We start from the raw sequence: 25,291 nt of genomic DNA on the forward strand, positions 1-25,291 counted from the left end.
CCGGAAAGGACTATTGAGTCCGATAACTGCCGGTATCTTGCCCGCCGAAATCATTAACGACACGAAAGTTAATAACAGGATTTGAAGGTGCTGAGGAATTTGGAATAATCCATTCAGCTTGAGACATTGGCGCTATCATCTCTGACTTCATCTTAAGTTTTTTACCGCCACCAACCACTTCACCGCTGGCAATAGTGGCAAAGAAGCCTGTAGGATTTTTTCCAGTCACAACCACATTGTTGCCTTGTTGGCGAACACTGAATGTTAATGCACTTGGGACTTGGTCTGACCGGCCTACAATACTGTCAGGACGATAAAATAGCTTGATGCGGTTACGTAGCAGAACTAACATTTTATTGTTTTTCTCTGCTTTATTGACGGGTGGGACCTGTAAGAAGTTAAGATAAAATATAGATTCTTTATCTGTTGGTAGCCCACTACCGGTATATTTCAGGCGTAATGTTTGGCCAGCATTTGCTTCAATGCGAAAGAACGGTGGGGTGACAATAAACGGAGCCTTACCCGTTTCTGGTGTGGATTGAGCGTCTCCACTGTCTAACCAAACTTGAACAGCATTGGCAAAGTTATCATTATTGGTTAATTGTACGCTGTGCTCTTTTGCTCCTGCCGGATATATAATACGGCTGCCACCCATAACGACACTGGCATTGGCAAAGGAGATACCCATAAATATTAATAAAGTGGCAAACAGAAAACGGTAGCTGTAGCTATGTGTATTAAACATGATGGGTATATCCTCTGTGGGAATTAATCGGGTGGTCTCCCACCCGACAGTACTCATATTACAGGTAAGAAACTGCGTATTGTACAGAGCCAATCACTGTTCCTGGTGTTGCTTGTCCTGTTGCATAATACTGGACTGCAAAATCATGTTCTGCAGATGTTTGACCTGCTTTCAATACAATACCATCTTGCGCCAAACCGCTATTCAAATCTATACCTGTTGTTGTTGTTGCATCTTTTAATAATTGAAGCTCAACATTCGTTGCTGTACCGCTATTTTTTAGGTTACCGGTCGCTGAAACTTGGTTACCAATGAAAACAGTTTTGATATCAATATCACTTGCGTCAGCAGTACAACCAGAAACACCTAAGGTAAAGGTTGTTTTACCTGCTTTCTTACCAGAAACATCAAGGTCAGCGCTTGATACAGTCGGCAGTAAAACCATTGGGTTTGCTTCAACACCGTTTACAGTAACTGAACAAGTCTGTGCAGTAACTTCACCCTGGAAAGTAATTGTATTATTACTTGCTGCCATAGCAAAAGTTGTAGATGCAGAGAATAATGCCAAAGCCAAAGTAATCTTATTCATTTAAAACTCCAAAGCGTTAATTTAAAGAGGGTAATCCTCATATATATATGAAGATTTAACTTTATTGATTAAAAATAAAATGGACTATGACTGTAATAGCGATTCTTATTCTATTATGTTCGTCAGTTTCCACAGGGTTTATATTTAAAGTAATTCAGTGCTTATTATTTTTGGCACATCCCTTACTCGATGTGAGACATAATATATAAGGTAACCCTTATTGCACATAGGATAAGCGAACCAGTTTTTGTGGGAAAATTCCTACCGCACTACTTTTAGGACCTTAGATTGCATAATGCTATGTATTTAAAGGTTTTTAATGGGAATGGAATTTAAAATTAATAAGATCTTTCTTGTTGTTTTTCTCTGTAATGGCTTTTATTTGCTATTTTTCGAGTTTTTACAACCCTAGTTTTACATTAAAATGTGCTCGTTTTAGGCTTTATTTATGGTACCTATTTATAGTTAAGTAAAGATTGCATAGAGAAATGACAGGTAAGATTTTTAAGTATAAGAACTTTATGAAACGAATTATGTTGATGATGTAGGTAGGGAAATGTCTGATGGTAAAGATATTATTTGCGCCTCTTATTCCGGAGACGCAAACTAAGCTTAATTCCGATATAGCACTTTAATGATGTGATAACCGAACTGAGTTTTTACTGGACCATAAGGTTGCAGTAGTTCGCAGCTAAAGACGGCTTTATCGAACGCTGGGACCATATCGCCTTTGTTGAACTCACCCAGATCACCGCCGTTGCGCTTTGACGGACAGTTGGAGAACTTCTTCGCCAACGTTTGGAAATCCGCGCCGTTATTTAATTGCGCCAGAATATCGTTTGCCTGCTTTTCATCATCTACCAGAATGTGCAGCGCAGAAGCTTTGTTTGCCATAATTACAATCACCACAATGTTATTTGAACGAAGGTTATCTTCTATGGGCTCTAGAAGCGCGCCAGTGTAGCGTATTTTATTCAGGATGGGGCGACTAGGAGGGCTGTTTTACAAATCAAAAAACGCAGGTGATTTTTTTTCGACTGCGGCTTTCTGCTACAATCCTGTTCCCCCGATAACCCACAGAGCGACCCTGTACCATGCGATTAAATCCCAGCCAACAACAAGCCGTCGAATTCGTCACCGGACCCTGTCTGGTGTTGGCCGGTGCGGGATCGGGTAAAACCCGGGTGATCACCAATAAGATTGCTCATCTAATACGCCAGTGTGGTTATCAGCCAAAACATATCGCAGCGGTGACTTTTACCAATAAAGCCGCGCGTGAGATGAAAGAACGTGTAGCCCAAACTTTGGGGCGTAAAGAATCCCGTGGTTTGATGATTGCGACCTTCCATACGTTAGGATTGGAGATCATCAAAAAAGAGTATACGGCGCTGGGGATGAAATCTAACTTCTCGTTGTTCGATGCGCAGGACCAAATGGGGCTATTGAAGGATTTGACCCACAAGTGGCTGGAAGATGATAAAGCACTCCTGCAACAACTGATCTCAGCGATCTCCAATTGGAAGAATGATCTGCTTGATCCCGCCGGTGCTGCCGCATTAGCGCGATCCGAGCGTGATAAATTGTTCGTTCATTGTTATGGCTTATACGACGCTCATCTGAAAGCCTGTAATGTATTGGACTTCGATGACCTTATCTCTCTGCCGACGCTACTGCTGCAAAATAATTTGGAAGTGCGGGAGCGTTGGCAAAATCGCCTGCGTTACCTATTAGTAGATGAATACCAAGATACCAACACTAGCCAATACCATATGGTGAAACTGCTGGTGGGAAGCAGAGCACGTTTTACTGTGGTGGGTGATGATGATCAATCAATCTATTCATGGCGAGGTGCACGGCCACAGAATCTGGTGTTGTTGAACGAAGATTTCCCTCAGTTACAGGTGATTAAGCTGGAGCAAAATTACCGTTCTTCAGGACGAATTCTAAAAGCGGCGAACATCCTGATTGCCAATAACCCACACGTTTTTGAGAAGAAACTCTTTTCTGAGCTGGAGTATGGCGATGAGTTAAAAGTCATTACTGCCAATAATGAAGACCATGAAGCCGAGAGAGTCGTCGGTGAGCTAATCGCTCATCACTTTGTTAAAAAGACGCAGTACAGTGACTATGCCATCTTGTATCGAGGTAACCATCAGTCGCGTCTATTTGAAAAGTTATTGATGCAAAACCGTATCCCTTATCGTATCTCGGGTGGAGATTCGTTTTTCTCACGCCCAGAGATTAAGGATTTACTGGCTTATTTGCGGGTCTTGACCAATCAAGATGATGACAGTGCATTTATGCGTATTGTTAATACGCCAAAGCGTGAGATAGGGTCGGCGACTATCCAAAAATTGGGTGAATGGGCTAATTTGCGTAATAAAAGCCTATTTCGTGCCAGTTTTGATTTGGGTTTGGGTGAGCATCTAAAAGGCCGTGGTTTGGAGTCATTGCAGCGATTCACGCACTGGATGGATGCCATTATTCGGTTGGTCGAACGCGAGCCAGTGGCGGCAGTACGGGATTTGATCCACGGTGTCGATTATGAGAGCTGGCTGTACGAAACATCCCCGAGTCCGAAAGCCGCTGAAATGCGGATGAAGAACGTAAACCTATTATTTAGCTGGATGACCGAGATGTTAGAAGGGTCGGAGCTAAATGAGCCGATGTCGCTGACGCAGGTCGTAACACGCTTTACACTGCGCGACATGATGGAGCGGGGGGAAAGTGATGGCGAACTGGATCAAGTCCAATTAATGACACTGCATGCCTCGAAAGGGCTGGAATTCCCTTATGTGTTCTTAGTTGGGATGGAAGAAGGTTTACTGCCGCACCAAAGCAGTATTGATGAAGATAATGTCGATGAAGAACGGCGGCTGGCATATGTGGGTATCACCCGTGCCCAGCGCGAGCTGTTCTTTACCTTGTGCAAAGAGCGGCGTCAGTATGGTGAGTTGATACGGCCTGAGCCTAGCCGCTTCCTGATGGAGTTACCGCAGGATGATTTGCAATGGGAAAATGAGCGTAAAGTCGTTAGCCCACAAGAGCGGATGCAAAAAGGCCAGAGTCATCTGGCCAATATTCGTGCTCAGTTAGCAAATGCGAAGAAACAGCCTTGAGTATGTGCTGAATGGGCAGATGACCTGCCCATGCGTTTACGGATTAAGGCGCAACTTGCTTACCATCAACAGTGACGTTTTTCACATCGCTAAAATGCCATGGTGTCTCACCACGCAATTCAGTAAAGACCACATTGTTAAACTCACTGTCACGTAAATCACTGATTGCTGTTGGCGTCACCTGCTTTAATTGCACATTATTGACATGCACTAAGCGGTGCCAAGCCTGATTCGCTGAATCGCCTTTGATTTCAATTGAGGCATTTTTGCCGGTGGTATTATCCACCGTCACATTATTTAAGGTGAAATCATAGAATTGAGCTGGAACTTTCGCCGGTGGGTAATCAATGTTGGCGTTGCTATCAGCATAATCCAGTGTCATGACCATCACTTGTTTTGCTAGATCGCGCATTGCATTGTTACGGAATGTAACATTGCGTGCGCCACCACCAATAGTGCTGGTGCTCTTGGCGCGCAAGCCGATGTCGGTCAGGTACATCACATTATTTTCAGCCAGAATATCTTCAATCCAAGCACCGGTATGGCTACCGGTGACAATGGCGCCGTGTCCCATGCGGAAATAGTTATTGAATAGCCATGCGCCTTTCATCGGCTCTTGTTCCAGTGCTTTCTCACCGGTGCCCGCAGCAAAATTGATGCAGTCATCGCCGGTATCAAAAAAGTTGTTAAACACCATCACATTTTGGCTATTGCCGAACTCAATACCATCTCCATTGTTAGCATCATAAGTTTGATGGACTAAACCATTAGCCACCACATTATGGTTTTCCAGATTCATGATGCCGTGGAACGCGGGGTTACGGACAGTGAAACCGGCCAAGTAAACGTTCTCGACTCCGCGTAATGTCATCAGGCTGGAGCGGCGTTGACCATAAGCATTTTTCAAATCCATACCTTCGGAAACGGCTTTCTCGACCTGATTTTTCGCCAGAATACCGTCTTCATGTACTTTGCTGTTTTTACTCGCCACATATTGCGGCAATGGACGACCTAGCTCATCCGTAATTTCAGCGGTTTTGGCTCTTTGCCAACCATTACCGTCAATGGTGCCTGAACCTGTAATTCGGATATTACGGAATGTGCCAGGCTTGCTGCTATTAGGATTGATGGCATTGATCAGTGAGGCGGGGCGCTCAATCGTTGAGTAAGGATAGAGGCGGTAGCCAGCCGGATAGTCATCCGGGTTATCTGAACCCAGTAACGTGGAGCCAGCCTGCAGATTAAGGGTCATATCACTCTTTAGCCAAAGTGCGCCGCTTTTGTAGGTACCTGCAGGGATATCGACTCGACAACCCGGTTTGCAGCTATCAATGGCTTGCTGGATCGCTTTGGTGTTCAACGACTTACCATCATCAATGGCACCAAAGTCACGGATGTTGACAATCTGTGGCTTCGCACTGGTTTTGGCATTAACAGGCTGGCTAGCTGCAGATAATGTGCCGTCAGCATACTGTGCTTTGACCGTAAATTGATAGCGAGTATCTGGCTTCAGGCCGTCCACAGTGAAATTCTGGAGCACAATTTTATGTTGAAAATTCTCTTTATCATTCGCGTAGAAGTTATCCATATAGGGCTTCGCGGGTGAGAATTTATCATTGTTATCACTGGCCTTACCCAACAATTTTCCAGCAGAGTAAATCTGGTAATCAACAATTTTTCGGGTATCTTCCGGCGCTTTCCAAACTAAAACAATGCTGCTCTCGTCATAGGCGAGAGTGGGGACCTGTAGCTGCTGAGGGGCATCGTGGCTCGTTGATTTAGCGGCCATTGCCAAGGGAGATCCGACCATCAGACTGGAGATAATCACCAACATACCTGCTGTATGTGGGCGTTGAAGCTGTGCTCGCATTATTGTTCCTCATAAAAGACTGAAAATTTGGACACAGCGTCCTTTGCCAGATGGCGGTATAGAAACCCATTATTCAATATAGAAACGCTGTTTTATAAAAATACACACATTGTTTCTGTTTTAAGCTGGGGACGATCACATTCTGAGGGTTTCAGTTTTTTTGTCTGAGGTAACATGAGGTTGATCATGAAGAGGAAGATGATTGGGTGACCAAAAGTCACCCAACAGAAGAAATTGTTAGCTGAGTTCTTCTAATATTAATGGCCACTGGGCATAACTTTGCCAATGACTTTCTTGCTCTAATGCTTCTGCGCGGTAAGGATGTTGTTGCAGCCAGCCTTGAGGCAACAGCACATAAAGTGCTTCGCCATTCGCCCGTAATCTGACAGCTGGAAGCGTGTCATCCCGACGGCGGCTGGAGAAGATGATGGCCAGACGTAATAAACGGCACAAATGTTGCGCCATATCGACTGGCAATGCGTTCTGCTGAGTTAACAGCGTCAGATCAAGAGCGTCACTCTGATTTTGCAGCAGTGCCGAGAAGAGCCGCTTTTGTGCAGGGGTGAAACCGGGTAGGTCAAGATTGCGAATCAGGTAAGCAGCATGTTGGGGAGCATGCTTAAAATCAACACTTAGGCCAATTTCATGGATCAAACAGGTATTTTGCAATAACTCGCGACATCGACCATCGAGATGCCACTCTTTTTCGACCTGTAGCAAGAAATTATCCGCTAATTTACTGACACGCTTAGCTTGCTCAGTATCGAGTAAATAGCGGCGCTGTAAATTTCGCACAGTGCGACTGCGAATATCTTGTTCAACCGGCAGATGAAGCATGCCATAAACAAGCCCTTCGCGCAGTGCCCCGCCAGCGAGTGTCATGCTTTCAATCGCTAGCTCTTGGAATATCGCTATCAAGATGGACAGGCCACTGGGGAAAACTAACGCTCGTTCCAATGTTAAACCGGGGATTTCCAACTCTTCCAATTTGCCGCACTGAATCGCTCTTTGCTTGAGTTGCTGCAATTTGGGCAAGGTAATCAGCTCATCCATCCCTTGGGCGACCATGATCTCTTGCAGGGCCTGTACCGTGCCTGAAGCACCGACACAGATTTGCCAGCCGTGCTCACGAAAACGTGCGGCAACGGGTTTGATCATCTCGCGAGCAGCGAGCTCAGCACGTTCGAAATTGTCTTTTGCCAGATTGCGATCACTAAAATAGCGCTCTAACCAAGTTACACAACCCATTGATAAACTAACTAATATGTTGGCTTGGGCACCATTGCCAGTGACCAACTCCGTACTACCACCACCAATGTCAACCACCAGACGTTTCTCTGGCCCACCGGTAGTATGTGCAACACCGTGATAAATGAGCCGAGCTTCTTCTTCGCCGCTGATCACCTGAATGGGGCAGCCGAGGATCTCGGTTGCCGTTTGCAGAAATTCTTCAGCATTGGACGCTAGACGCAGGGTGGCTGTTGCGACCACGCGAATCTGATCCCGAGGGATATCCTGTAAACGCTCAGAAAAAAGCTTCAAGCATTGCCAACCGCGTTCCATCGCATCTTGCGATAGGTGATTTTGGCTATCCAAGCCAGCCGCCAGACGGACCTTTCGCTTAATTCGGGCCAGCGTCTGGATACTTCCTGCCACCTCACGTACTACCAACATATGAAAACTGTTGGAGCCAAGATCGATGGCAGCATAAAGTGAGGTGGAACTCAGCATCGTTTTTATCAGCTCGGTCGCTTACGGTTATTCCGTGGTGCACCACTACGGCGTGGGGCAGAGTTACGGCGTGGGCCATTCCCAGTACGGGGACGAGCCAAACGTTTCGGCGCCGGTAAATCCGTTAATAGCGCATCGCTATTATATTTGCTGACCGGAATGCTATGACCTGTGTAGGTCTCGATAGCCGGTAAGTTTAACGCATATTCTTCACAGGCCAGACTGATGGAATGACCACTTTCGCCTGCTCGGCCAGTACGGCCAATGCGGTGAACATAGTCTTCGCAATCGTCAGGCAGATCGTAGTTGAAGACATGGGTAACCAGCGGGATATGCAGGCCACGTGCCGCAACGTCGGTGGCAACCAGAATATCGATATCACCTTTGGTGAAGTCTTCCAGAATCCGCAGGCGTTTTTTCTGCGCAACATCACCTGTCAGTAAACCGACACGATGACCGTCAGCAGCCAAATGGCCCCAGATCTCTTCACAGCGATGCTTGGTATTAGCAAAAATAATGCAGCGGTCAGGCCATTCTTCTTCAATCAACGTCTGAAGTAGACGCATTTTTTCTTCATTTGAAGGGTAGAACAGCTCTTCTTTGATGCGGTGGCCGGTTTTTTGTAACGGTTCCACTTCAACATATTCCGCATTATTCATCTGTTCGAAGGCCAGTTCGCGTACACGGTACGAAAGTGTGGCAGAGAACAGCATGTTCAAACGTTTTTCAGCGGATGGCATACGGCGGAACAGCCAGCGGATATCTTTGATAAAGCCCAAATCGTACATACGATCTGCTTCATCCAAGACCACGACCTGAATCGCACCGAGGTTAATATAATTTTGTTTTGCGTAATCGATTAAACGGCCAGTTGTCCCGATCAGGATATCAACGCCACTTTCCAGCACTTTAAGCTGTTTATCGTAGCCGTCGCCCCCATACGCTAAGCCTAATTTCAGCCCTGTCGCTTGGGAAAGTGACTCTGCATCGGAGTGAATTTGCACTGCCAATTCACGCGTGGGTGCCATAATCAACGCACGAGGTTGATTCGTCTGGCGACCCTCTTCTGCCGGGTTAGAAAGCAAATAATGGAAAGTAGACGCTAAGAAAGCCAGCGTCTTGCCGGTTCCTGTTTGCGCCTGACCCGCGACATCACGCCCAGAAAGGGTGAGTGGCAATGCTAACGCCTGAATCGGCGTGCAATACTCAAACCCTTTTCTTTCAAGAGCTTGAGTAACTAGCGGGTGCAGGGCGAAGTCGGAAAACTTCTGTTCGGTCAAGTGTGTTTTGCTCATAGTGTGGTAGAATATCAGCTAACTATTGCTTTACGAAAGCGTATCCGGTGAAATAAAGTCATCCTATTGTTGGTTAATGCTACACCAACGAGGTAGACACAATCCTTTGGAGTAGAACATGAGCGATAAAATTATTCACCTGAGTGATGAAAGTTTCGACACTGACGTACTGAAAGCTGACGGTCCGGTTCTGGTCGATTTTTGGGCTGAATGGTGTGGTCCGTGCAAGATGATTGCTCCGATTCTGGATGAAATTGCTGAAGAGTATGAAGGTCGATTGACCATCACTAAGCTGAATATTGATGACAATGTGGCGACGGCACCTAAATTCGGTATCCGTGGCATTCCTACGCTGTTGTTATTCAAAGACGGTCAAGTTGCGGCCACGAAGGTGGGAGCCTTATCTAAAGGCCAGTTGAAAGCATTCTTGGATGCCAATCTGTAAGCGGCTTTAAACAGCCTAAACCCAAATATTTCAAGATGCGTCGCCAGTGGCAAGCAAGAGAATTCCGATAAGCTAACAGCCTATCAGTTAGCCGGAATGCAGTGAGCAGTCAATGCGGCAGTACCTTGAAAGAGGGTAGGTATAGCTGGGTGTGTAGCGGCAGTTGTGATTTCTCACACTGACCGCTAGACGCCTGCAAAGAAGCGTGTTAAGTTTACTTCACTGCGTATAAAACTTTCCTGTGTATTCAATCCGGGTTTGTAGCATCTAGCTTAATTCTTTAGTACCTATTAAATCTGTAGTACCTATTAGATCTGTAGTATCTATTAAGTTTGAATCTAAGATTTACTCTATGTCGAAATAATGTGTGTTGAGAATAATGATGAACTCAATCAGTTTTTTGACAATCTAACGGTTTTACAAAATCAGTCGAAGGCACTTTCAATCTTTTTACCGTTGAGTCGCGCAAATCTCGCGTAAGTGATTACTTGCGTAGTTTGTCTAAGGCCGGTGATTGAATGTCCCATTAAACAGGCACGGATGACGCTGCCATACCATTCACGACCATAGTTCGAGACATACCCCGAGTTTAAGAACCCACCATTATGAATCTTACCGAATTAAAGAACACGCCGGTTTCTGATCTGATAACACTTGGCGAAAATATGGGGCTGGAAAACCTAGCCCGGATGCGTAAACAAGATATTATTTTCTCTATTCTTAAGCAGCATGCGAAAAGTGGAGAAGATATCTTCGGTGACGGTGTGTTGGAGATATTGCAGGATGGATTTGGTTTCCTCCGCTCTGCAGACAGCTCCTACCTCGCCGGTCCCGACGACATCTATGTATCCCCAAGCCAAATTCGCCGTTTCAACCTCCGCACTGGTGATACCGTTGCCGGTAAGATTCGTCCGCCTAAAGAAGGTGAGCGTTATTTTGCATTGTTGAAAGTTAACGAAGTTAACTATGACAAACCGGAAAACGCCCGTAACAAAATCCTGTTCGAAAACTTAACCCCACTGCATGCTAACTCTCGTTTACGTATGGAACGTGGTAATGGTTCGACAGAAGATTTAACTGCTCGCGTACTGGATTTGGCATCGCCAATCGGTCGTGGGCAACGTGGTCTGATTGTGGCTCCGCCTAAAGCGGGTAAAACTATGCTGTTGCAGAATATTGCAACCAGCATCGCTTATAACCACCCTGATTGCGTATTGATGGTCTTGCTGATTGACGAACGTCCGGAAGAAGTCACCGAGATGCAACGTCTGGTTAAAGGTGAAGTGATCGCTTCTACCTTTGATGAGCCAGCATCCCGTCACGTTCAAGTCGCTGAAATGGTCATTGAAAAAGCAAAACGTCTGGTTGAGCATAAAAAAGACGTTATCATCCTGCTGGACTCCATTACCCGTTTAGCGCGTGCCTATAACACCGTTGTTCCTGCTTCAGGCAAGGTGCTGACTGGTGGTGTGGATGCGAACGCCTTACACCGTCCTAAGCGTTTCTTCGGTGCTGCACGTAATGTTGAAGAGGGCGGGAGCCTGACCATCATTGCCACCGCGTTGGTTGATACCGGTTCTAAAATGGATGAAGTCATCTATGAAGAATTTAAAGGTACAGGCAACATGGAACTGCACTTGTCCCGCAAAATTGCGGAAAAACGTGTCTTCCCAGCGATTGATTTCAACCGCTCAGGTACGCGTAAAGAAGAGTTGCTGACCACCACTGAAGAGCTGCAAAAAATGTGGATCTTGCGCCGTATTCTTCATCCAATGGGTGAAATCGATGCGATGGAGTTCCTTATCAGCAAGCTGGCAACCGCGAAAACCAACGATCAGTTCTTCGATAATATGAGACGCTCATAATTTTATCGTATTAACTAAAAACGTCACGCTCGTCGTGGCGTTTTTTGCTTTTGGAATATACGATAGCCGAGTTTGCAATTCATTTAGTGAATGACCAGATCAAACTAACGATTATTTTGGTACTTATTCTTAGCGCCAACGAAAAAATACCAAAAAATAGAGTTGGGAATAACAAGCAAGGCTGTCATCATATTCAGAAATAACTGAAAGCGTGGCGAAGGCATGGTTTGCGCCAACCTACATGCTAAGCTGATGTAACTTTTTGCAGAGAGCGGTTAAACGTGAATTTACTCACTATGAGTACTGAGATATTTGTTATATTCCTGTTTTCATTGGCATTTTTATTTGTTGCTCGCAAAGTTGCCAAGAGAATTGGATTAGTCGATAAACCTAACTATCGCAAACGCCATCAGGGCTTGATCCCATTAGTTGGCGGTATATCCGTGTTCGCGGGTATTTGTTTTACCTTTCTGATCACCAATCAGCAGATTCCCCATTTCCGTTTATATCTAGGTTGTGCCGGTTTATTAGTCTTCGTCGGTGCGCTAGATGATCGTTTCGATATCAGTGTAAAAATCAGAGCCTTTGTACAAGCCATGGTCGGTATTGCCATGATGGCGATCGGTGGGCTTTATTTACGTAGCTTAGGGCATACTTTTGGCCCGTGGGAAATGGTGCTAGGCCCGTTCGGCTATGTTGTGACGTTATTCGCGGTTTGGGCGGCGATCAATGCATTCAATATGGTGGATGGCATAGATGGTCTGCTCGGCGGCCTATCTTGCGTCTCGTTTGGTGCCATGGGGATTTTGCTGTATCAAAGTGGGCAGATGGCACTGGCGTTATGGTGTTTCGCTATGATTGCCGCAATCTTGCCGTATATCTTGCTTAACCTCGGGTTGCTCGGGCGTCGCTATAAAGTCTTTATGGGGGATGCCGGCAGCACGTTGATTGGTTTCACTGCCATTTGGATGCTGCTGCAAACCACGCAAGGGAATTCACATCCGATTAATCCAGTGACTGCATTATGGATTATCGCCATTCCATTAATGGATATGATCGCCATTATGTATCGGCGTCTACGTAAAGGGATGAGTCCTTTCTCTCCTGATCGTCAGCATATCCACCATTTAATTATGCGTGCTGGTTTTACCTCACGGCAGGCTTTTGTGTTAATTACCCTCGCTGCAGCGATATTAGCGGCGATCGGCGTTATCGGCGAACGGCTCACATTCATCCCTGAATGGGTTATGTTGGCATTATTCTTGCTTGCATTTCTATTGTACGATTACTGCATCAAACGGGCATGGCGAGTGGCACGTTTTATCAAGCGTATGAAGCGCCGGATGCGTCGTGCATCGCAAAATAAGCATGAATCTTAATCAGAGGCTTTTAGGCAGTGATGAAATCAGAATCTATGTCGACGAATAAAACAGGATCTCCCCATAACGAGCCTACTGTGGATAACGAATTAGATATTCGTAGCCTGTGCCGTACGCTTTGGCGTGGCAAAGTATGGATCATCGGGATGGCAATTCTTTTCGCCGCAATCGCGCTGGGTATCTCCTATCTGGTGAAACAGCAGTGGAGTGCGACGGCCATTACCGACAGACCGACAGTGAATAACTTGGGCGGTTTTTATTCTCAGCAACAGTTTTTGCGTAATCTGGACACTCGCATTAATAGCGGTGTTGCCAGTGAACAACCTGGTATTTCTGATGAAGCCTACAGCGAGTTTATTACTCAATTAGCGGCATATGACACCCGCCGTGACTTCTGGCTGCAAAGTGATTACTACAAACAACGCTTAGAAGGTGATGCCAAAGCAGACGCGGCATTGCTTGATGAACTCGTGAATAACATTGTATTCACGCCGCGTGATGACAAAAAAATACTCAACGACAGTATTAAGTTGACGGCAGAAACCGCCACTGATTCTAATAAGCTGCTGCGTAGTTACATTGATTTTGCCAACCAACGTGCGGCCAGCCATTTGAATGATGAGATTGTGGGGGCGTGGGCTGCACGTACACAATCAATGAAAGCGCAGGTCAAACGGCAGGAAGCAGTGGCACAAGCGGTGTTTAATCGTGAAGTCACCGCAGTTCAGCAAGCATTGAAAGTGGCGGGTCAGCAAGGGATTAACCGTAATCAAACGGACACCCCTGCTGAGCAACTCCCTGATTCCAAAATGTTTATGTTAGGCAAGCCTATGCTTGAGGCTCGCTTAGAAACATTGCTGGCTACTGGCCCAAGTTTTGATATTGATTACGATCAGAACCGCGCCATGCTGGCAACATTGAACGTCGGTCCGACACTGGATAAAACATTCCAAACTTATCGCTACTTACGTACACCTGAAGATCCGGTGACACGTGATAGCCCGCGTCGTGTTTTCCTGCTGATTATGTGGGGTGCGATTGGGGCACTGGTTGGGGCCGGAGTTGTATTGGTTCGTCGTACCAGTACACAACCGTAATCTGTGGTGTGTGATGGAATCTATACCTGAATAAATTAGCGTCGCAGCCAGACAAAAAAAGTCATGCTGCGGCGTTCAGTAAAAGCGTATAAATCGTTACTGGGCGCATTGTGCGTCCAACTTGCAGGCGTTGTCTGCGGCTAACTGACCTTAAAGAGATTCACTGTGAAAGTGTTGACTGTTTTTGGCACCCGGCCTGAAGCCATTAAAATGGCTCCTCTGGTGCACGCCTTGGCTCAGGATGAAGCCTTTGAATCGCGAGTCTGCGTGACGGCTCAGCATCGTGAGATGCTGGACCAAGTTTTACGTTTATTCGAAATTCAACCGGATTATGATTTGAATATCATGAAGCCGGGACAGGGATTGACGGAAATAACCTGCCGAATTCTGGAGGGGTTAAAGCCGGTTCTGGCTGAGTTTAAGCCAGATGTGATCTTAGTTCATGGTGATACCACCACGACGTTGTCGACCAGTCTCGCTGCTTTTTATCACCGCATACCGGTCGGCCATGTCGAAGCGGGTCTGCGTACTGGGAATCTCTACTCCCCGTGGCCGGAAGAAGCTAACCGTCAACTGACCGGTCACCTTGCCATGTATCATTTTGCGCCGACAGAGAATTCGCGCCAGAATCTGTTACGCGAGATGGTACCGGATAGCCGTATTTTCGTCACAGGTAATACGGTGATTGATGCGCTATTTTGGGTTCGCGATCGGGTGATGAATAACCCTGAACTTCGCGCTAGCTTGGCTCAGCGTTACCCGTTCCTCGACACCAGCAAAAAAATGATCTTGGTCACTGGGCATCGCCGCGAAAGTTTTGGTGGTGGTTTTGAGCGGATTTGCAGCGCATTAGCGGAAATTGCCCGTCGGCATCCTGATGTGCAAGTAGTCTATCCGGTGCATCTCAACCCGAACGTCAGTGAGCCAGTCAATCGTATCTTGAAAGGTATCGATAATATCATTCTGATTGACCCACAAGATTACCTCCCATTTGTTTATCTGATGAACCACGCCTACCTGATCTTGACCGATTCTGGTGGTATTCAGGAAGAAGCGCCTTCATTGGGTAAACCCGTCTTGGTTATGCGTGATACCACTGAACGTCCTGAAGCTGTCGATTCAGGCACCGTTTTGTTGGTTGGCACTAATATTAATAAGATAGTTGATGCAGTGACCCGCTTGCTAACTGATGAGTCTGCTTATCATCAAATGACCCGGGCACATAATCCTTACGGTGACGGGCATGCCTGTCAACGCATCCTTGAAGCTTTAAAGAATCATCAGGTGACGCTATGAGTTTTGAAACAATTTCTGTTATCGGTCTTGGGTATATTGGCCTGCCAACAGCGGCTGCTTTTGCCTCGCGCAAGAAGAAAGTCATTGGTGTCGATGTCAACGCCCATGCAGTTGAAACCATTAATCGTGGCGCGATTCATATCGTCGAACCCGATCTAGACAAAGTGGTGAAAATTGCCGTTGAAGGGGGCTACCTTCAGGCTGTCACTAAGCCGTTGGCCGCAGATGCGTTTCTCATTGCTGTACCGACACCTTTCAAGGGCGATCATGATCCGGATATGGTTTTCGTTGAATCTGCCGCTAAATCTATCGCACCCGTACTGAAAAAGGGTGACTTGGTCATTCTAGAATCCACATCGCCAGTGGGTGCGACAGAACAAATGGCACAATGGCTGGCTGAATCTCGCCCAGATTTGAGCTTCCCGCAGAACGCGGGTGAAGATGCGGATATTAACGTTGCCTACTGCCCTGAGCGCGTGTTGCCGGGTCAGGTGATGGTTGAGCTGATTCAAAATGACCGTGTTATTGGTGGCATGACCGCAAAATGCTCTGCCCGTGCCAGTGAACTGTACAAAATCTTCTTAGAAGGCGAGTGCGTCGTGACTAACGCGCGTACTGCTGAGATGTGCAAGCTGACTGAAAATAGCTTCCGCGACGTTAACATTGCTTTTGCCAATGAGCTGTCACTGATTTGTGATGCACAGGGTATCAATGTATGGGAACTGATTCGTCTGGCGAATCGCCACCCGCGTGTGAATATCTTGCAGCCTGGCCCAGGCGTTGGTGGTCACTGTATCGCGGTAGACCCTTGGTTCATCGTTTCTCAGAACCCAGAATTAGCGCGTCTGATTCACACCGCACGTCTGGTGAATGACGGCAAACCGCTGTGGGTTGTTGACCGCGTGAAAGCTGCTGTTGCTGATTGTTTAGCCGCGACAGACAAACGCGCCTCAGAAGTTAAAATTGCCTGCTTTGGCTTGGCATTTAAGCCAAATATCGACGATTTGCGTGAAAGCCCAGCCGTTGAAATCGCCCATTTGATCGCGGAATGGCACACCGGTGAAACGTTGGTGGTTGAACCCAATGTTGAGCAATTGCCGAAGTCACTGGCAGGCCATGTGACGCTGAAAGACACGGCGACCGCGTTGCAGCAGGCAGATGTGCTGGTGATGTTGGTTGATCATAACCAGTTCAAGGCCATCAAACCTGAAGATGTGAAGCAACCGTGGATTGTCGATACCAAAGGAGTATGGCGTTGAGACGTATTCTAGTCACAGGCGGGGCCGGTTTTATCGGCTCTGCGGTGGTAAGACATATTATCGATGGCACTCCAGATAGCGTCGTGGTGGTCGATAAACTCACCTACGCCGGTAATCTGGAGTCTCTGACCGTGGTCGCCAAAAGCGAGCGCTATGCGTTTGAGCAGGTCGATATTTGTGACCGTGCTGAATTGGACCGTGTGTTTGCGCAATATCAGCCGGATGTTGTCATGCATCTGGCGGCTGAAAGCCATGTTGACCGCTCTATTGATGGGCCGGCGGCCTTTATCGAAACTAACGTAGTGGGGACTTACACTATGTTAGAGGCGGCTCGCCATTACTGGCAGCAACTGAGTGCTGAAGCCAAACTGGCCTTTCGCTTCCACCATATCTCCACAGATGAGGTCTATGGTGACCTGCATGGCACAGACGATCTCTTCACTGAAACCACGCCGTATGCACCTAGCAGCCCTTATTCGGCGTCTAAGGCATCCAGCGACCATCTGGTGCGCGCTTGGTTGCGTACTTATGGCTTGCCGACGTTGGTCACCAACTGCTCGAATAACTACGGCCCGTACCATTTCCCTGAAAAACTGATCCCGTTGGTGATTCTCAATGCGCTGGCAGGCAAACCGTTGCCGGTGTATGGCAATGGCGCGCAAGTCCGTGATTGGCTGTATGTTGAAGACCATGCACGCGCTTTATATCAAGTTGTGACCGAAGGCGTGGTGGGTGAAACCTACAATATCGGTGGTCATAACGAGCGCAAAAATATCGAAGTGGTCGAAACCATCTGCGTATTGTTAGACGAATTAGTGCCAGAAAAACCGGCTGGCATTGCTCATTACCGCGACTTAATTACCTACGTCAAAGACCGGCCTGGCCATGATATGCGCTATGCCATCGATGCCAGTAAAATTGAGCGGGAACTGGGTTGGCGACCACAGGAAACATTCGAAAGTGGTATCCGCAAAACCGTGTTGTGGTATTTGAATAACGAATCTTGGTGGCGACGTGTTCAGGATGGTTCCTACGCCGGTGAGCGTTTGGGCTTGAGCGACTAAGACTCGTCATCTTTCAAGTTGCAGGTGCGTTAGCTGCGCTCGAATACCCGAATCGCTTACGACTGATGTAAGTTCATCGGTGCCGCTTTCCTGCATCTGAATTCTATTCATCATTGGGATGACATCATGCCGCAGTCTGCATGATGTTTTGCCTATGTATAACGTCTGCCTGATGGTTTCAGGCGATTGTCTCTTTCAGGAGATCGTATGAAAGGTATCATTCTGGCTGGTGGCTCTGGCACTCGATTGCATCCCATCACCCGTGGTGTCTCTAAACAGCTACTTCCCGTTTACGATAAGCCAATGATTTACTACCCGCTGTCAGTGCTGATGCTGGCAGGGATCCGCGATATCCTGATTATTTCGACGCCGGAAGATTTACCGTCGTTTCAGCGCTTGCTGGGGAATGGCGATGAATTCGGTATCAATCTGAGTTATGCCGCTCAACCGAGTCCAGATGGCTTGGCACAAGCCTTTATCATCGGTGAAGAATTTATCGGCAATGAGCCATGCTGTTTGGTGCTAGGCGATAATATTTACTTTGGCCAAGGTTTTAGCCCAAAACTGAAAACGGTTGCTGCCCGTCAGCGCGGTGCGACGGTGTTCGGTTATCAGGTTATGGACCCAGAACGTTTTGGTGTGGTGGAGTTTGACGATAACTTCCGCGCCTTGTCTATCGAAGAGAAACCAAGCCAGCCGAAATCCAACTGGGCGGTAACTGGGCTTTATTTCTATGACAATCAAGTGGTTGATTTTGCCAAGCAGGTTAAACCTTCCTCCCGCGGCGAGCTAGAAATTACCAGCATCAACCAGATGTATCTGGAGCGCGGAGAGCTGACGGTTGAACTGTTAGGTCGTGGTTTCGCTTGGTTGGATACCGGCACCCATGACAGCTTGATTGAAGCCAGTACCTTTGTGCAAACCGTTGAAAAACGGCAAGGTTTCAAAATCGCCTGTCTGGAAGAAATTTCATGGCGCAATGGTTGGTTAGATGATGAGGGAGTAAGACGCGCAGCAACCGCGCTGTCTAAAACCGGTTACGGCAAATATTTGTTGGATCTGTTACATGCCCGTCCACGCCAGTATTGAGCCACTGGCCTGGGAAAGTGAATTTTTCCAGCGCCACAGTGCAAAACTGATTTTCTCCGACTCAGCCCCGCAACTTAATCCGGCTGAGTTGGATGCTTTTACCCTCACTCAAGCCAAAGTGCCAACGCATCGTGTTGACCTGATTGATGCTCTTGGTCAGCTAGACTTCAAATTAGTGGAAGGTGAAGTCGATCTTTCCTTAGCTATCGCCGCAAAAGCAGTGATTGGCACGAAAAATGCTACATCTGAGGCAGAAGCTGAGCTGAGCGTCGCAACAGTCGACGATATCCCGCTTTTGCGCCGTGTTGCCACGGATGCCTTTGCGTTAAGTCGTTTTCGTGCGCCTTGGTATGACCCACAAGACAGTGGGCGTTTTTATGCCTTGTGGGCTGAAAAGGCGGTATTGGGCACCTTTGATCACCAATGCTTATTGGTGATGGATACGCAGGGGCAACCAGCGGGCTTTGTGACGTTGCGGGATTTGCAAGATGGTAGCGCACGTATTGGCTTGCTAGCGGTATTCCCTGATGCACAGGGTAAAGGTATCGGTACATCATTAATGTCGGCGGCAAAGCAGTGGTGCCAGAGTCGTGGGTTACAGCGGTTACGCGTCGCCACGCAGATGAGCAATATTGCTGCTTTACGTCTTTATATTCGCAGTGGTGCTTCGATTGAGAGCACCGCGTATTGGTTATGCAGGGGATGAAATGATTCCATTTAACGCTCCACCGGTAGTAGGCACCGAACTTGGTTACATGCAGGCCGCAATGGCAAGTGGGAAATTATGCGGTGATGGTGGGTTTACCCGTCGCTGTCAGCAGTGGATGGAGCAGCATTTCGGCTGCCCGAAAGTCTTACTGACCCCCTCTTGTACGGCTTCGCTGGAAATGGCAGCGTTATTGCTGGATATCAAACCCGGCGATGAAATCATCATGCCAAGCTTCACTTTCGTGTCGACCGCCAATGCCTTCGTGCTGCGCGGTGCGAAAATGGTGTTCGTCGATATCCGTCCCGATACGATGAATATTGATGAAACCAAGATTGAAGCCGCGATTACCGATAAAACCAAGGTTATCGTGCCAGTTCATTATGCGGGTGTGGCCTGCGAGATGGACACCATTATGGCGCTGGCGAAAAAGCACAATTTGTTTGTGGTCGAAGATGCCGCTCAAGGTGTGATGTCCACTTATAAAGGCAAAGCGCTGGGGACTATTGGTCATATTGGCTGTTTCAGTTTCCATGAAACCAAGAACTACACCGCGGGCGGTGAAGGTGGTGCAACGCTTATCAATGATCCGTCACTGATTGATCGTGCTGAAATCATTCGTGAAAAAGGCACTAACCGTAGCCAGTTCTTCCGTGGGCAGGTGGATAAATATACGTGGCGTGATATTGGCTCTAGCTATTTGATGTCTGACTTGCAGGCCGCTTACCTGTGGGGGCAGTTGGAAGCCGCGGAACAAATCAACGCACGCCGTCTGGCGCTATGGCACACCTACTACAATGCCTTCAAGCCATTAGCAGACGCTGGGCGCATTGATTTGCCGGTCATTCCCGCTGATTTAGCACAAAATGCGCACATGTTTTATATCAAACTGCGTGACATCGACGATCGCTCTCAATTTATTAGCTTCCTAAAAGAAGCGGAGATCATGTCGGTATTCCACTACATTCCATTGCATGCTTGTCCGGCCGGTGAAGAATTTGGCCGTATGGCGGGTGAAGACCGCTTTACGACCAAAGAAAGTGAGCGTCTGGTTCGCTTGCCAATCTTCTATAACCTGACTGATATCAATCAGAAAACGGTCATTAACACTGTGCTGAGTTACTTCGCCTGATATGTCTCTGGCAAAAGCATCGATTTGGACTGCTGGCTCTACGCTGATTAAAATCGGCGTAGGGCTGTTAGTGGTTAAACTGTTGGCGGTGACCTTTGGCCCCAGTGGTGTTGGGCAGGCGGGGAATTTTCGCCAGCTAATTACGGTATTAGGCGTGCTCTCTGGCGCGGGTATCTTTAACGGTATTACGAAATATGTTGCTGAATATCATCAGCAACCTGAACGTTTGCGTGCGGTTCTGGGCACCTCATCGGCTATTGTGCTGGGGTTCTCGACGCTGCTGGCGCTGATTTTCCTATTGGCGGCAAAACCCGTCAGTATTGCTTTGTTTGGTCATAGCGATTACCAGAATGTGGTGCGAGTGGTCGCGCTTATCCAAATGGGTATCGCTTACGCCAACCTGTTTTTAGCGATCCTCAAAGGCTATCGCGATGCGAAGGGCAATGCGTTGGCGGTGATCGCGGGTAGCTTGATTGGTGTGGTGGCTTATTATATTTGCTTCCGCATTGGGGGGTATCCCGGTGCATTAGTGGGCTTGGCGCTGGTCCCCGCCTTGGTGGTCATTCCTGCGTTAACCCTACTGGTTCGCCGCAAGACCATTCCGCTGAGCTATCTTAAACTGAGCTGGGATAAAGCCTTAGCCAGTCATTTAGGCAAATTTACCGTCATGGCGCTGATCACCTCAGTGACCTTGCCGGTCGCCTACGTGATGATGCGTAACTTGCTGGCTGACCAATATGGTTGGGATGCGGTAGGGATCTGGCAGGGGGTGAGCAGTATTTCGGATGCTTATCTACAATTTATAACGGCATCATTTACCGTCTATTTGCTGCCAACGCTGTCGCGACTCAAAGCTAAAGCGGAGATTTCTCGTGAAATTCTGCGCTCACTGAAATTTGTGTTACCGGCGGTGGCCACCGCCAGCTTGATGGTTTGGCTGTTACGTGACTTTGCTATTTGGCTGCTGTTCTCGCATCAATTCACGGCCATGCGTGACCTCTTTGCTTGGCAGTTGGTTGGCGATGTATTGAAAGTAGGGTCGTATGTGTTTGGCTATCTGGTCATTGCCAAAGCCTCACTGCGCTTTTACATTTTGACGGAAGTGAGCCAGTTCTTACTGTTGACCGGGTTTGCCCATTGGTTAATTCCAATGAATGGCTCTTTAGGCGCGGCACAAGCCTATATGGCGACTTATATTGTCTATTTTGCGCTCTGTAGCTGCGTATTCATTATGTACCGTAGACATTCATCACCGTAAACACTCTTTACAGTAGAAAAAAATGACAACCCTGATTCATGTACTGGGATCTGATATCCCGCACCATAATCTGACTGTAATGCGCTTCTTCAATGATGTGCTGGCCACGCGTGTGCCGGTAGAGCAGGTACGGCACTTTATGGTGGCGGCAAAAGAGACGGCAGCTTTTTCATCATTCACACAGTTGGATATCGAAACACACAGCAATAAAAAAGCCTTGGCTGAAGCGGTTATCGCCCGCGCACAAGCAGATCGCAGTACGCGCTTTTTCTGGCACGGCCAGTTTAATGCCCCCCTTTGGCTGGCGCTGTTAAGCGGAAAAATCAAACCGCGACAGGTCTACTGGCATGTTTGGGGCGCTGATTTGTATGAAGATGCCAAAAGCTGGAAGTTTCGACTGTTTTACGTATTGCGCCGTCTCGCTCAAGGGCGGGTAGGGCATGTATTTGCGACCCGAGGTGATTTGATTTATTTCCAGCAGCGCCATCCTCGGGTGCCTGCATCATTACTTTACTTCCCAACCCGTATGGATCCCGCATTAACCAATATCAGCGTAGAAAAGCCGATGGCGGGGCCAATGACGATTTTAGTGGGGAACTCGGGTGATACGACAAACCGCCACATTGAAGCGTTGAAAGCGATTCATCAGCAGTTTGGGCCAGATGCCAGAGTCATTCTGCCCATGGGTTATCCGGCGAATAATGAGCACTATATCGAGCAAGTTCGGCAGGCGGGATTGGCACTGTTCGCGCCAGAGAATCTCCGTATCCTGACCGACCAGATCCCCTTTGATGATTATCTGAATATCCTGCGCGAATGCGATTTGGGCTACTTTATTTTTAATCGTCAGCAAGGCATTGGCACCCTATGCTTGCTCACCCAATTTGGTGTGCCTTTCGTATTGAGCCGTAAAAATCCCTTCTGGCAAGATTTGGCTGAACAACATATCCCCGTGCTGTTCTATGGTGACTCATTGGATGAACCTTTGATTCGTGAGGCACAGCGCCAATTAGCTGGGTTGGATAAACAATCTATCGCCTTCTTTAACCCCAATTACATTGAGGGCTGGCAGCAAGCGCTGGCACTGGCAGCAGGAGAACACCCATGACACTGGGGCAATTTGGCGGTCTGTTTAGTGTCTATCTGATCGCATTGGTGTTTATCCTCATCTTGACGTATCAAGAGTTTCGGCGCGTGCGCTTTAACTTCAATGTGCTGTTTTCGATGCTCTACTTGCTGACCTTCTATTTCGGCTTCCCACTGACCTGTATGCTGGTTTTCCAGTTTGGTGTCGCGGTAGTACCGGTTGAGTACTTGCTCTACGCCATGCTGTCTGCCACGGCGTTCTATGCCATTTATTATGTAAGTTACAAAACACGCCTGACCAAGCCGCGCAGCCAACCACGGACGCCGATTTTTACCATGAATCGGGTAGAGACCAATCTGACGTGGGTATTGCTGGCACTGGTGGCTATTGGCACCGTCGGCATTTTCTTTATGCAAAATGGTTTCCTGCTATTTAAGCTGGACTCCTACAGCAAAATCTTCTCCAGTGATGTCTCTGGCGTTGCCTTAAAGCGCTTTTTCTACTTCTTCATCCCCGCGATGCTAGTCGTCTACTTCCTGAAACAAGATATGCGTGCTTGGTTCTTCTTCCTCGCCAGCACGGTAGCATTTGGCATCTTGACCTACGTTATCGTCGGCGGCACTCGTGCGAATATCATCATCGCGTTCTCTTTATTCCTGTTTATCGGGATTGTGCGCGGTTGGATAACCTTGTGGATGCTGGCCGCTGCCGGTGTCTTTGGTATCGTCGGGATGTTCTGGCTGGCGCTTAAACGTTATGGGCTGGATGTGAACGGCGCAGAAGCGTTTTACACCTTCTTATACCTGACGCGAGATACGTTCTCACCGTGGGAAAACCTCGGGTTATTGCTACAAAACTACGACAAAATTGATTTCCAAGGTTTAGCCCCGATTATCCGTGACTTCTATGTGTTTATCCCTAGTATCCTGTGGCCGGAACGTCCTGATTTGGTCTTGAATACGGCCAATTACTTTACTTGGGATGTGCTGGATAACCACTCTGGACTGGCGATTTCACCGACGCTTATCGGTTCTTTGGTGGTGATGGGCGGCGTACTGTTTATCCCGTTGGGGGCCATTGTCGTTGGGCTTATCATTAAATGGTTCGACTGGCTTTATGAGCAAGGGAAAGCAGAAAAGAACCGCTACAAAGCGGCTATTCTGCAAAGTTTCTGTTTTGGTGCGATATTTAACATCATCGTTTTGGCGCGAGAAGGTCTAGACTCCTTTGTCTCGCGCGTGGTGTTCTTCTGCGTCATTTTTGGTGCCTGTCTGGTACTGGCGAAATTGTTGTACTGGTTGTTCGATACGGCAGGGTTGATAACACAGCGGGTACAACGCCGTGTTAGCAAGTCTAAGCGCCTGTCCATGCCTGAAACGGGCAATCAACTGTAAGGACTGTAATGGAACTGAATACTGCTATTCCAACCCAAGAAACGAACATTCCTAAATACAATGTTCGTGGTTTCGAGATTTGGGGTTTTCGTGACATGAATCAGACGCTGGATCACCTGCTGAGCAGTGGTCCGGTCAAAACGGGTACGCTGGTGGCCATGAATGCAGAGAAGCTGCTGAAGGCCGAAGACGATACCGCGTTGCGCGAATTGATTAACCAAGCTGAATACCTGTATGCCGATGGTATCAGTATGGTACGCGCGATTCGTCGTAAATACCCACAGGCTCAGCTTTCACGTGTTGCAGGGGCGGATTTATGGGAAGCCTTAATGCAACGTGCGGGCCAGCAAGGCACGCCAGTCTTTTTGGTCGGTGGTAAGCCTGAGATCTTGGCCGAAACAGAAGCCAAGCTACGTGCGCAATGGAATGTGAACTTGGTCGGTAGCCAAGATGGCTATTTCACGCCGGAACAGCGTGAGGCGCTATTTGCCCGTATCGCTGCCAGCGGTGCAGCGATTGTGACCGTTGCCATGGGGTCGCCTAAGCAGGAAATGTTTATGCATGACTGCCGTAAGTATTATCCTGATGCGCTGTATATGGGCGTTGGCGGGACTTACGATGTCTTTACTGGTCATGTTAAGCGTGCACCAAAGATCTGGCAGAATCTGGGGCTGGAGTGGCTTTATCGCCTACTGGCACAACCAAGCCGTATTCGCCGCCAATTCAAACTGCTCAAATTTGTGGGTTATTATTACAGCGGTCGCTTGTAAACATGAGCGCAGAGTAGGGCCAGAGATGGCCCTACTACCATAACCACTTCACCTATCTTTTCCCTTTATCCCGCCTTCATTCTTAATTCCATTATGGAATC

21 protein-coding genes are annotated in these 25,291 nt (G+C 47.7%); 15 read left to right on the forward strand and 6 right to left on the reverse strand.

The window, feature by feature from the left end:
• Positions 1-10: 10 nt before the first annotated feature.
• The 3 genes from BN68_RS20875 to ppiC all read right to left on the reverse strand — a co-directional run bounded on the left by BN68_RS20875 (position 11) and on the right by ppiC (position 2,228).
• Complete coding sequence (locus tag BN68_RS20875; protein WP_019213131.1) at positions 11-745, reverse strand: fimbrial biogenesis chaperone; 735 nt, start codon at positions 743-745, stop codon at positions 11-13.
• 58 nt (positions 746-803) lie between these two features.
• Complete coding sequence (locus BN68_RS20880) at positions 804-1,334, reverse strand: fimbrial protein (RefSeq protein ID WP_019213132.1); 531 nt, start codon at positions 1,332-1,334, stop codon at positions 804-806.
• Between the two features lie 612 nt (positions 1,335-1,946).
• The gene (ppiC, locus tag BN68_RS20885) at positions 1,947-2,228 is read right to left on the reverse strand and encodes a peptidylprolyl isomerase PpiC (RefSeq protein WP_019213133.1); all 282 of its coding nucleotides are present in this window, start codon (positions 2,226-2,228) and stop codon (positions 1,947-1,949) included.
• Positions 2,229-2,428: 200 nt separating this feature from the next.
• On the opposite strand from ppiC, the gene rep reads away from it, so the two are divergent.
• The gene (rep, locus tag BN68_RS20890) at positions 2,429-4,453 is read left to right on the forward strand and encodes a DNA helicase Rep (protein WP_019213134.1); all 2,025 of its coding nucleotides are present in this window, start codon (positions 2,429-2,431) and stop codon (positions 4,451-4,453) included.
• Between the two features lie 43 nt (positions 4,454-4,496).
• Here rep and BN68_RS20895 read toward each other — a convergent pair whose 3' ends face one another.
• The 3 genes from BN68_RS20895 to rhlB form a co-directional block, all read right to left on the reverse strand.
• Positions 4,497-6,323 carry a glycosyl hydrolase family 28 protein gene (locus BN68_RS20895; RefSeq protein ID WP_019213135.1) on the reverse strand — a complete coding sequence of 609 codons (1,827 nt, stop codon included), beginning with the start codon at positions 6,321-6,323 and terminating at the stop codon, positions 4,497-4,499.
• Positions 6,324-6,560: 237 nt separating this feature from the next.
• Positions 6,561-8,054 (reverse strand): exopolyphosphatase, encoded by a 1,494-nt coding sequence (gene ppx / locus BN68_RS20900; RefSeq protein WP_019213136.1) that lies wholly within the window; start codon positions 8,052-8,054, stop codon positions 6,561-6,563.
• A gap of 8 nt (positions 8,055-8,062) precedes the next feature.
• The gene (gene rhlB, locus BN68_RS20905; RefSeq protein WP_019213137.1) at positions 8,063-9,349 is read right to left on the reverse strand and encodes an ATP-dependent RNA helicase RhlB; all 1,287 of its coding nucleotides are present in this window, start codon (positions 9,347-9,349) and stop codon (positions 8,063-8,065) included.
• A 118-nt stretch (positions 9,350-9,467) separates the two neighbouring features.
• On the opposite strand from rhlB, the gene trxA reads away from it, so the two are divergent.
• The 14 genes from trxA to wecG all read left to right on the forward strand — a co-directional run bounded on the left by trxA (position 9,468) and on the right by wecG (position 25,190).
• A complete protein-coding gene (gene trxA, locus BN68_RS20910) occupies positions 9,468-9,794 on the forward strand; it encodes a thioredoxin TrxA (protein ID WP_019213138.1) in 327 nt (108 codons plus the stop codon).
• Between the two features lie 605 nt (positions 9,795-10,399).
• Positions 10,400-11,659 (forward strand): transcription termination factor Rho, encoded by a 1,260-nt coding sequence (rho, locus tag BN68_RS20915; protein WP_004704159.1) that lies wholly within the window; start codon positions 10,400-10,402, stop codon positions 11,657-11,659.
• Positions 11,660-11,940: 281 nt separating this feature from the next.
• Positions 11,941-13,038, forward strand: coding sequence for a UDP-N-acetylglucosamine--undecaprenyl-phosphate N-acetylglucosaminephosphotransferase (gene wecA, locus BN68_RS20920; protein WP_019213139.1), 1,098 nt, complete (start codon positions 11,941-11,943; stop codon positions 13,036-13,038).
• Between the two features lie 20 nt (positions 13,039-13,058).
• Entirely contained in the window at positions 13,059-14,135 is a 1,077-nt protein-coding gene (gene wzzE / locus BN68_RS20925) for an ECA polysaccharide chain length modulation protein (RefSeq protein ID WP_019213140.1), read from the forward strand.
• 165 nt (positions 14,136-14,300) lie between these two features.
• Positions 14,301-15,431 carry a non-hydrolyzing UDP-N-acetylglucosamine 2-epimerase gene (gene wecB / locus BN68_RS20930; protein ID WP_019213141.1) on the forward strand — a complete coding sequence of 377 codons (1,131 nt, stop codon included), beginning with the start codon at positions 14,301-14,303 and terminating at the stop codon, positions 15,429-15,431.
• A complete protein-coding gene (gene wecC / locus BN68_RS20935; RefSeq protein ID WP_019213142.1) occupies positions 15,428-16,690 on the forward strand; it encodes a UDP-N-acetyl-D-mannosamine dehydrogenase in 1,263 nt (420 codons plus the stop codon). The genes wecB and wecC overlap by 4 nt, the downstream gene beginning before the upstream one ends.
• Complete coding sequence (gene rffG / locus BN68_RS20940) at positions 16,681-17,754, forward strand: dTDP-glucose 4,6-dehydratase (RefSeq protein WP_019213143.1); 1,074 nt, start codon at positions 16,681-16,683, stop codon at positions 17,752-17,754. The genes wecC and rffG overlap by 10 nt, the downstream gene beginning before the upstream one ends.
• A gap of 207 nt (positions 17,755-17,961) precedes the next feature.
• On the forward strand, positions 17,962-18,843 hold the full coding sequence (gene rfbA, locus BN68_RS20945) for a glucose-1-phosphate thymidylyltransferase RfbA (protein WP_019213144.1): 882 nt from the start codon (positions 17,962-17,964) through the stop codon (positions 18,841-18,843).
• Positions 18,821-19,549, forward strand: coding sequence for a dTDP-4-amino-4,6-dideoxy-D-galactose acyltransferase (gene rffC, locus BN68_RS20950; protein WP_019213145.1), 729 nt, complete (start codon positions 18,821-18,823; stop codon positions 19,547-19,549). Before rfbA ends, rffC begins: the two co-directional genes overlap by 23 nt.
• 1 nt (position 19,550) lies before the next feature.
• Positions 19,551-20,681 carry a dTDP-4-amino-4,6-dideoxygalactose transaminase gene (gene rffA / locus BN68_RS20955; RefSeq protein ID WP_019213146.1) on the forward strand — a complete coding sequence of 377 codons (1,131 nt, stop codon included), beginning with the start codon at positions 19,551-19,553 and terminating at the stop codon, positions 20,679-20,681.
• Between the two features lies 1 nt (position 20,682).
• Entirely contained in the window at positions 20,683-21,939 is a 1,257-nt protein-coding gene (gene wzxE / locus BN68_RS20960) for a lipid III flippase WzxE (RefSeq protein ID WP_019213147.1), read from the forward strand.
• Between the two features lie 22 nt (positions 21,940-21,961).
• Complete coding sequence (locus BN68_RS20965; RefSeq protein WP_019213148.1) at positions 21,962-23,047, forward strand: TDP-N-acetylfucosamine:lipid II N-acetylfucosaminyltransferase; 1,086 nt, start codon at positions 21,962-21,964, stop codon at positions 23,045-23,047.
• On the forward strand, positions 23,044-24,420 hold the full coding sequence (gene wzyE, locus BN68_RS20970; protein WP_019213149.1) for an ECA oligosaccharide polymerase: 1,377 nt from the start codon (positions 23,044-23,046) through the stop codon (positions 24,418-24,420). The genes BN68_RS20965 and wzyE overlap by 4 nt, the downstream gene beginning before the upstream one ends.
• A gap of 8 nt (positions 24,421-24,428) precedes the next feature.
• On the forward strand, positions 24,429-25,190 hold the full coding sequence (gene wecG, locus BN68_RS20975) for a lipopolysaccharide N-acetylmannosaminouronosyltransferase (protein ID WP_019213150.1): 762 nt from the start codon (positions 24,429-24,431) through the stop codon (positions 25,188-25,190).
• Positions 25,191-25,291: the final 101 nt, after the last annotated feature.

The organism is Yersinia massiliensis CCUG 53443 (genome assembly GCF_000312485.1).
Classification (GTDB): domain Bacteria; phylum Pseudomonadota; class Gammaproteobacteria; order Enterobacterales; family Enterobacteriaceae; genus Yersinia; species Yersinia massiliensis.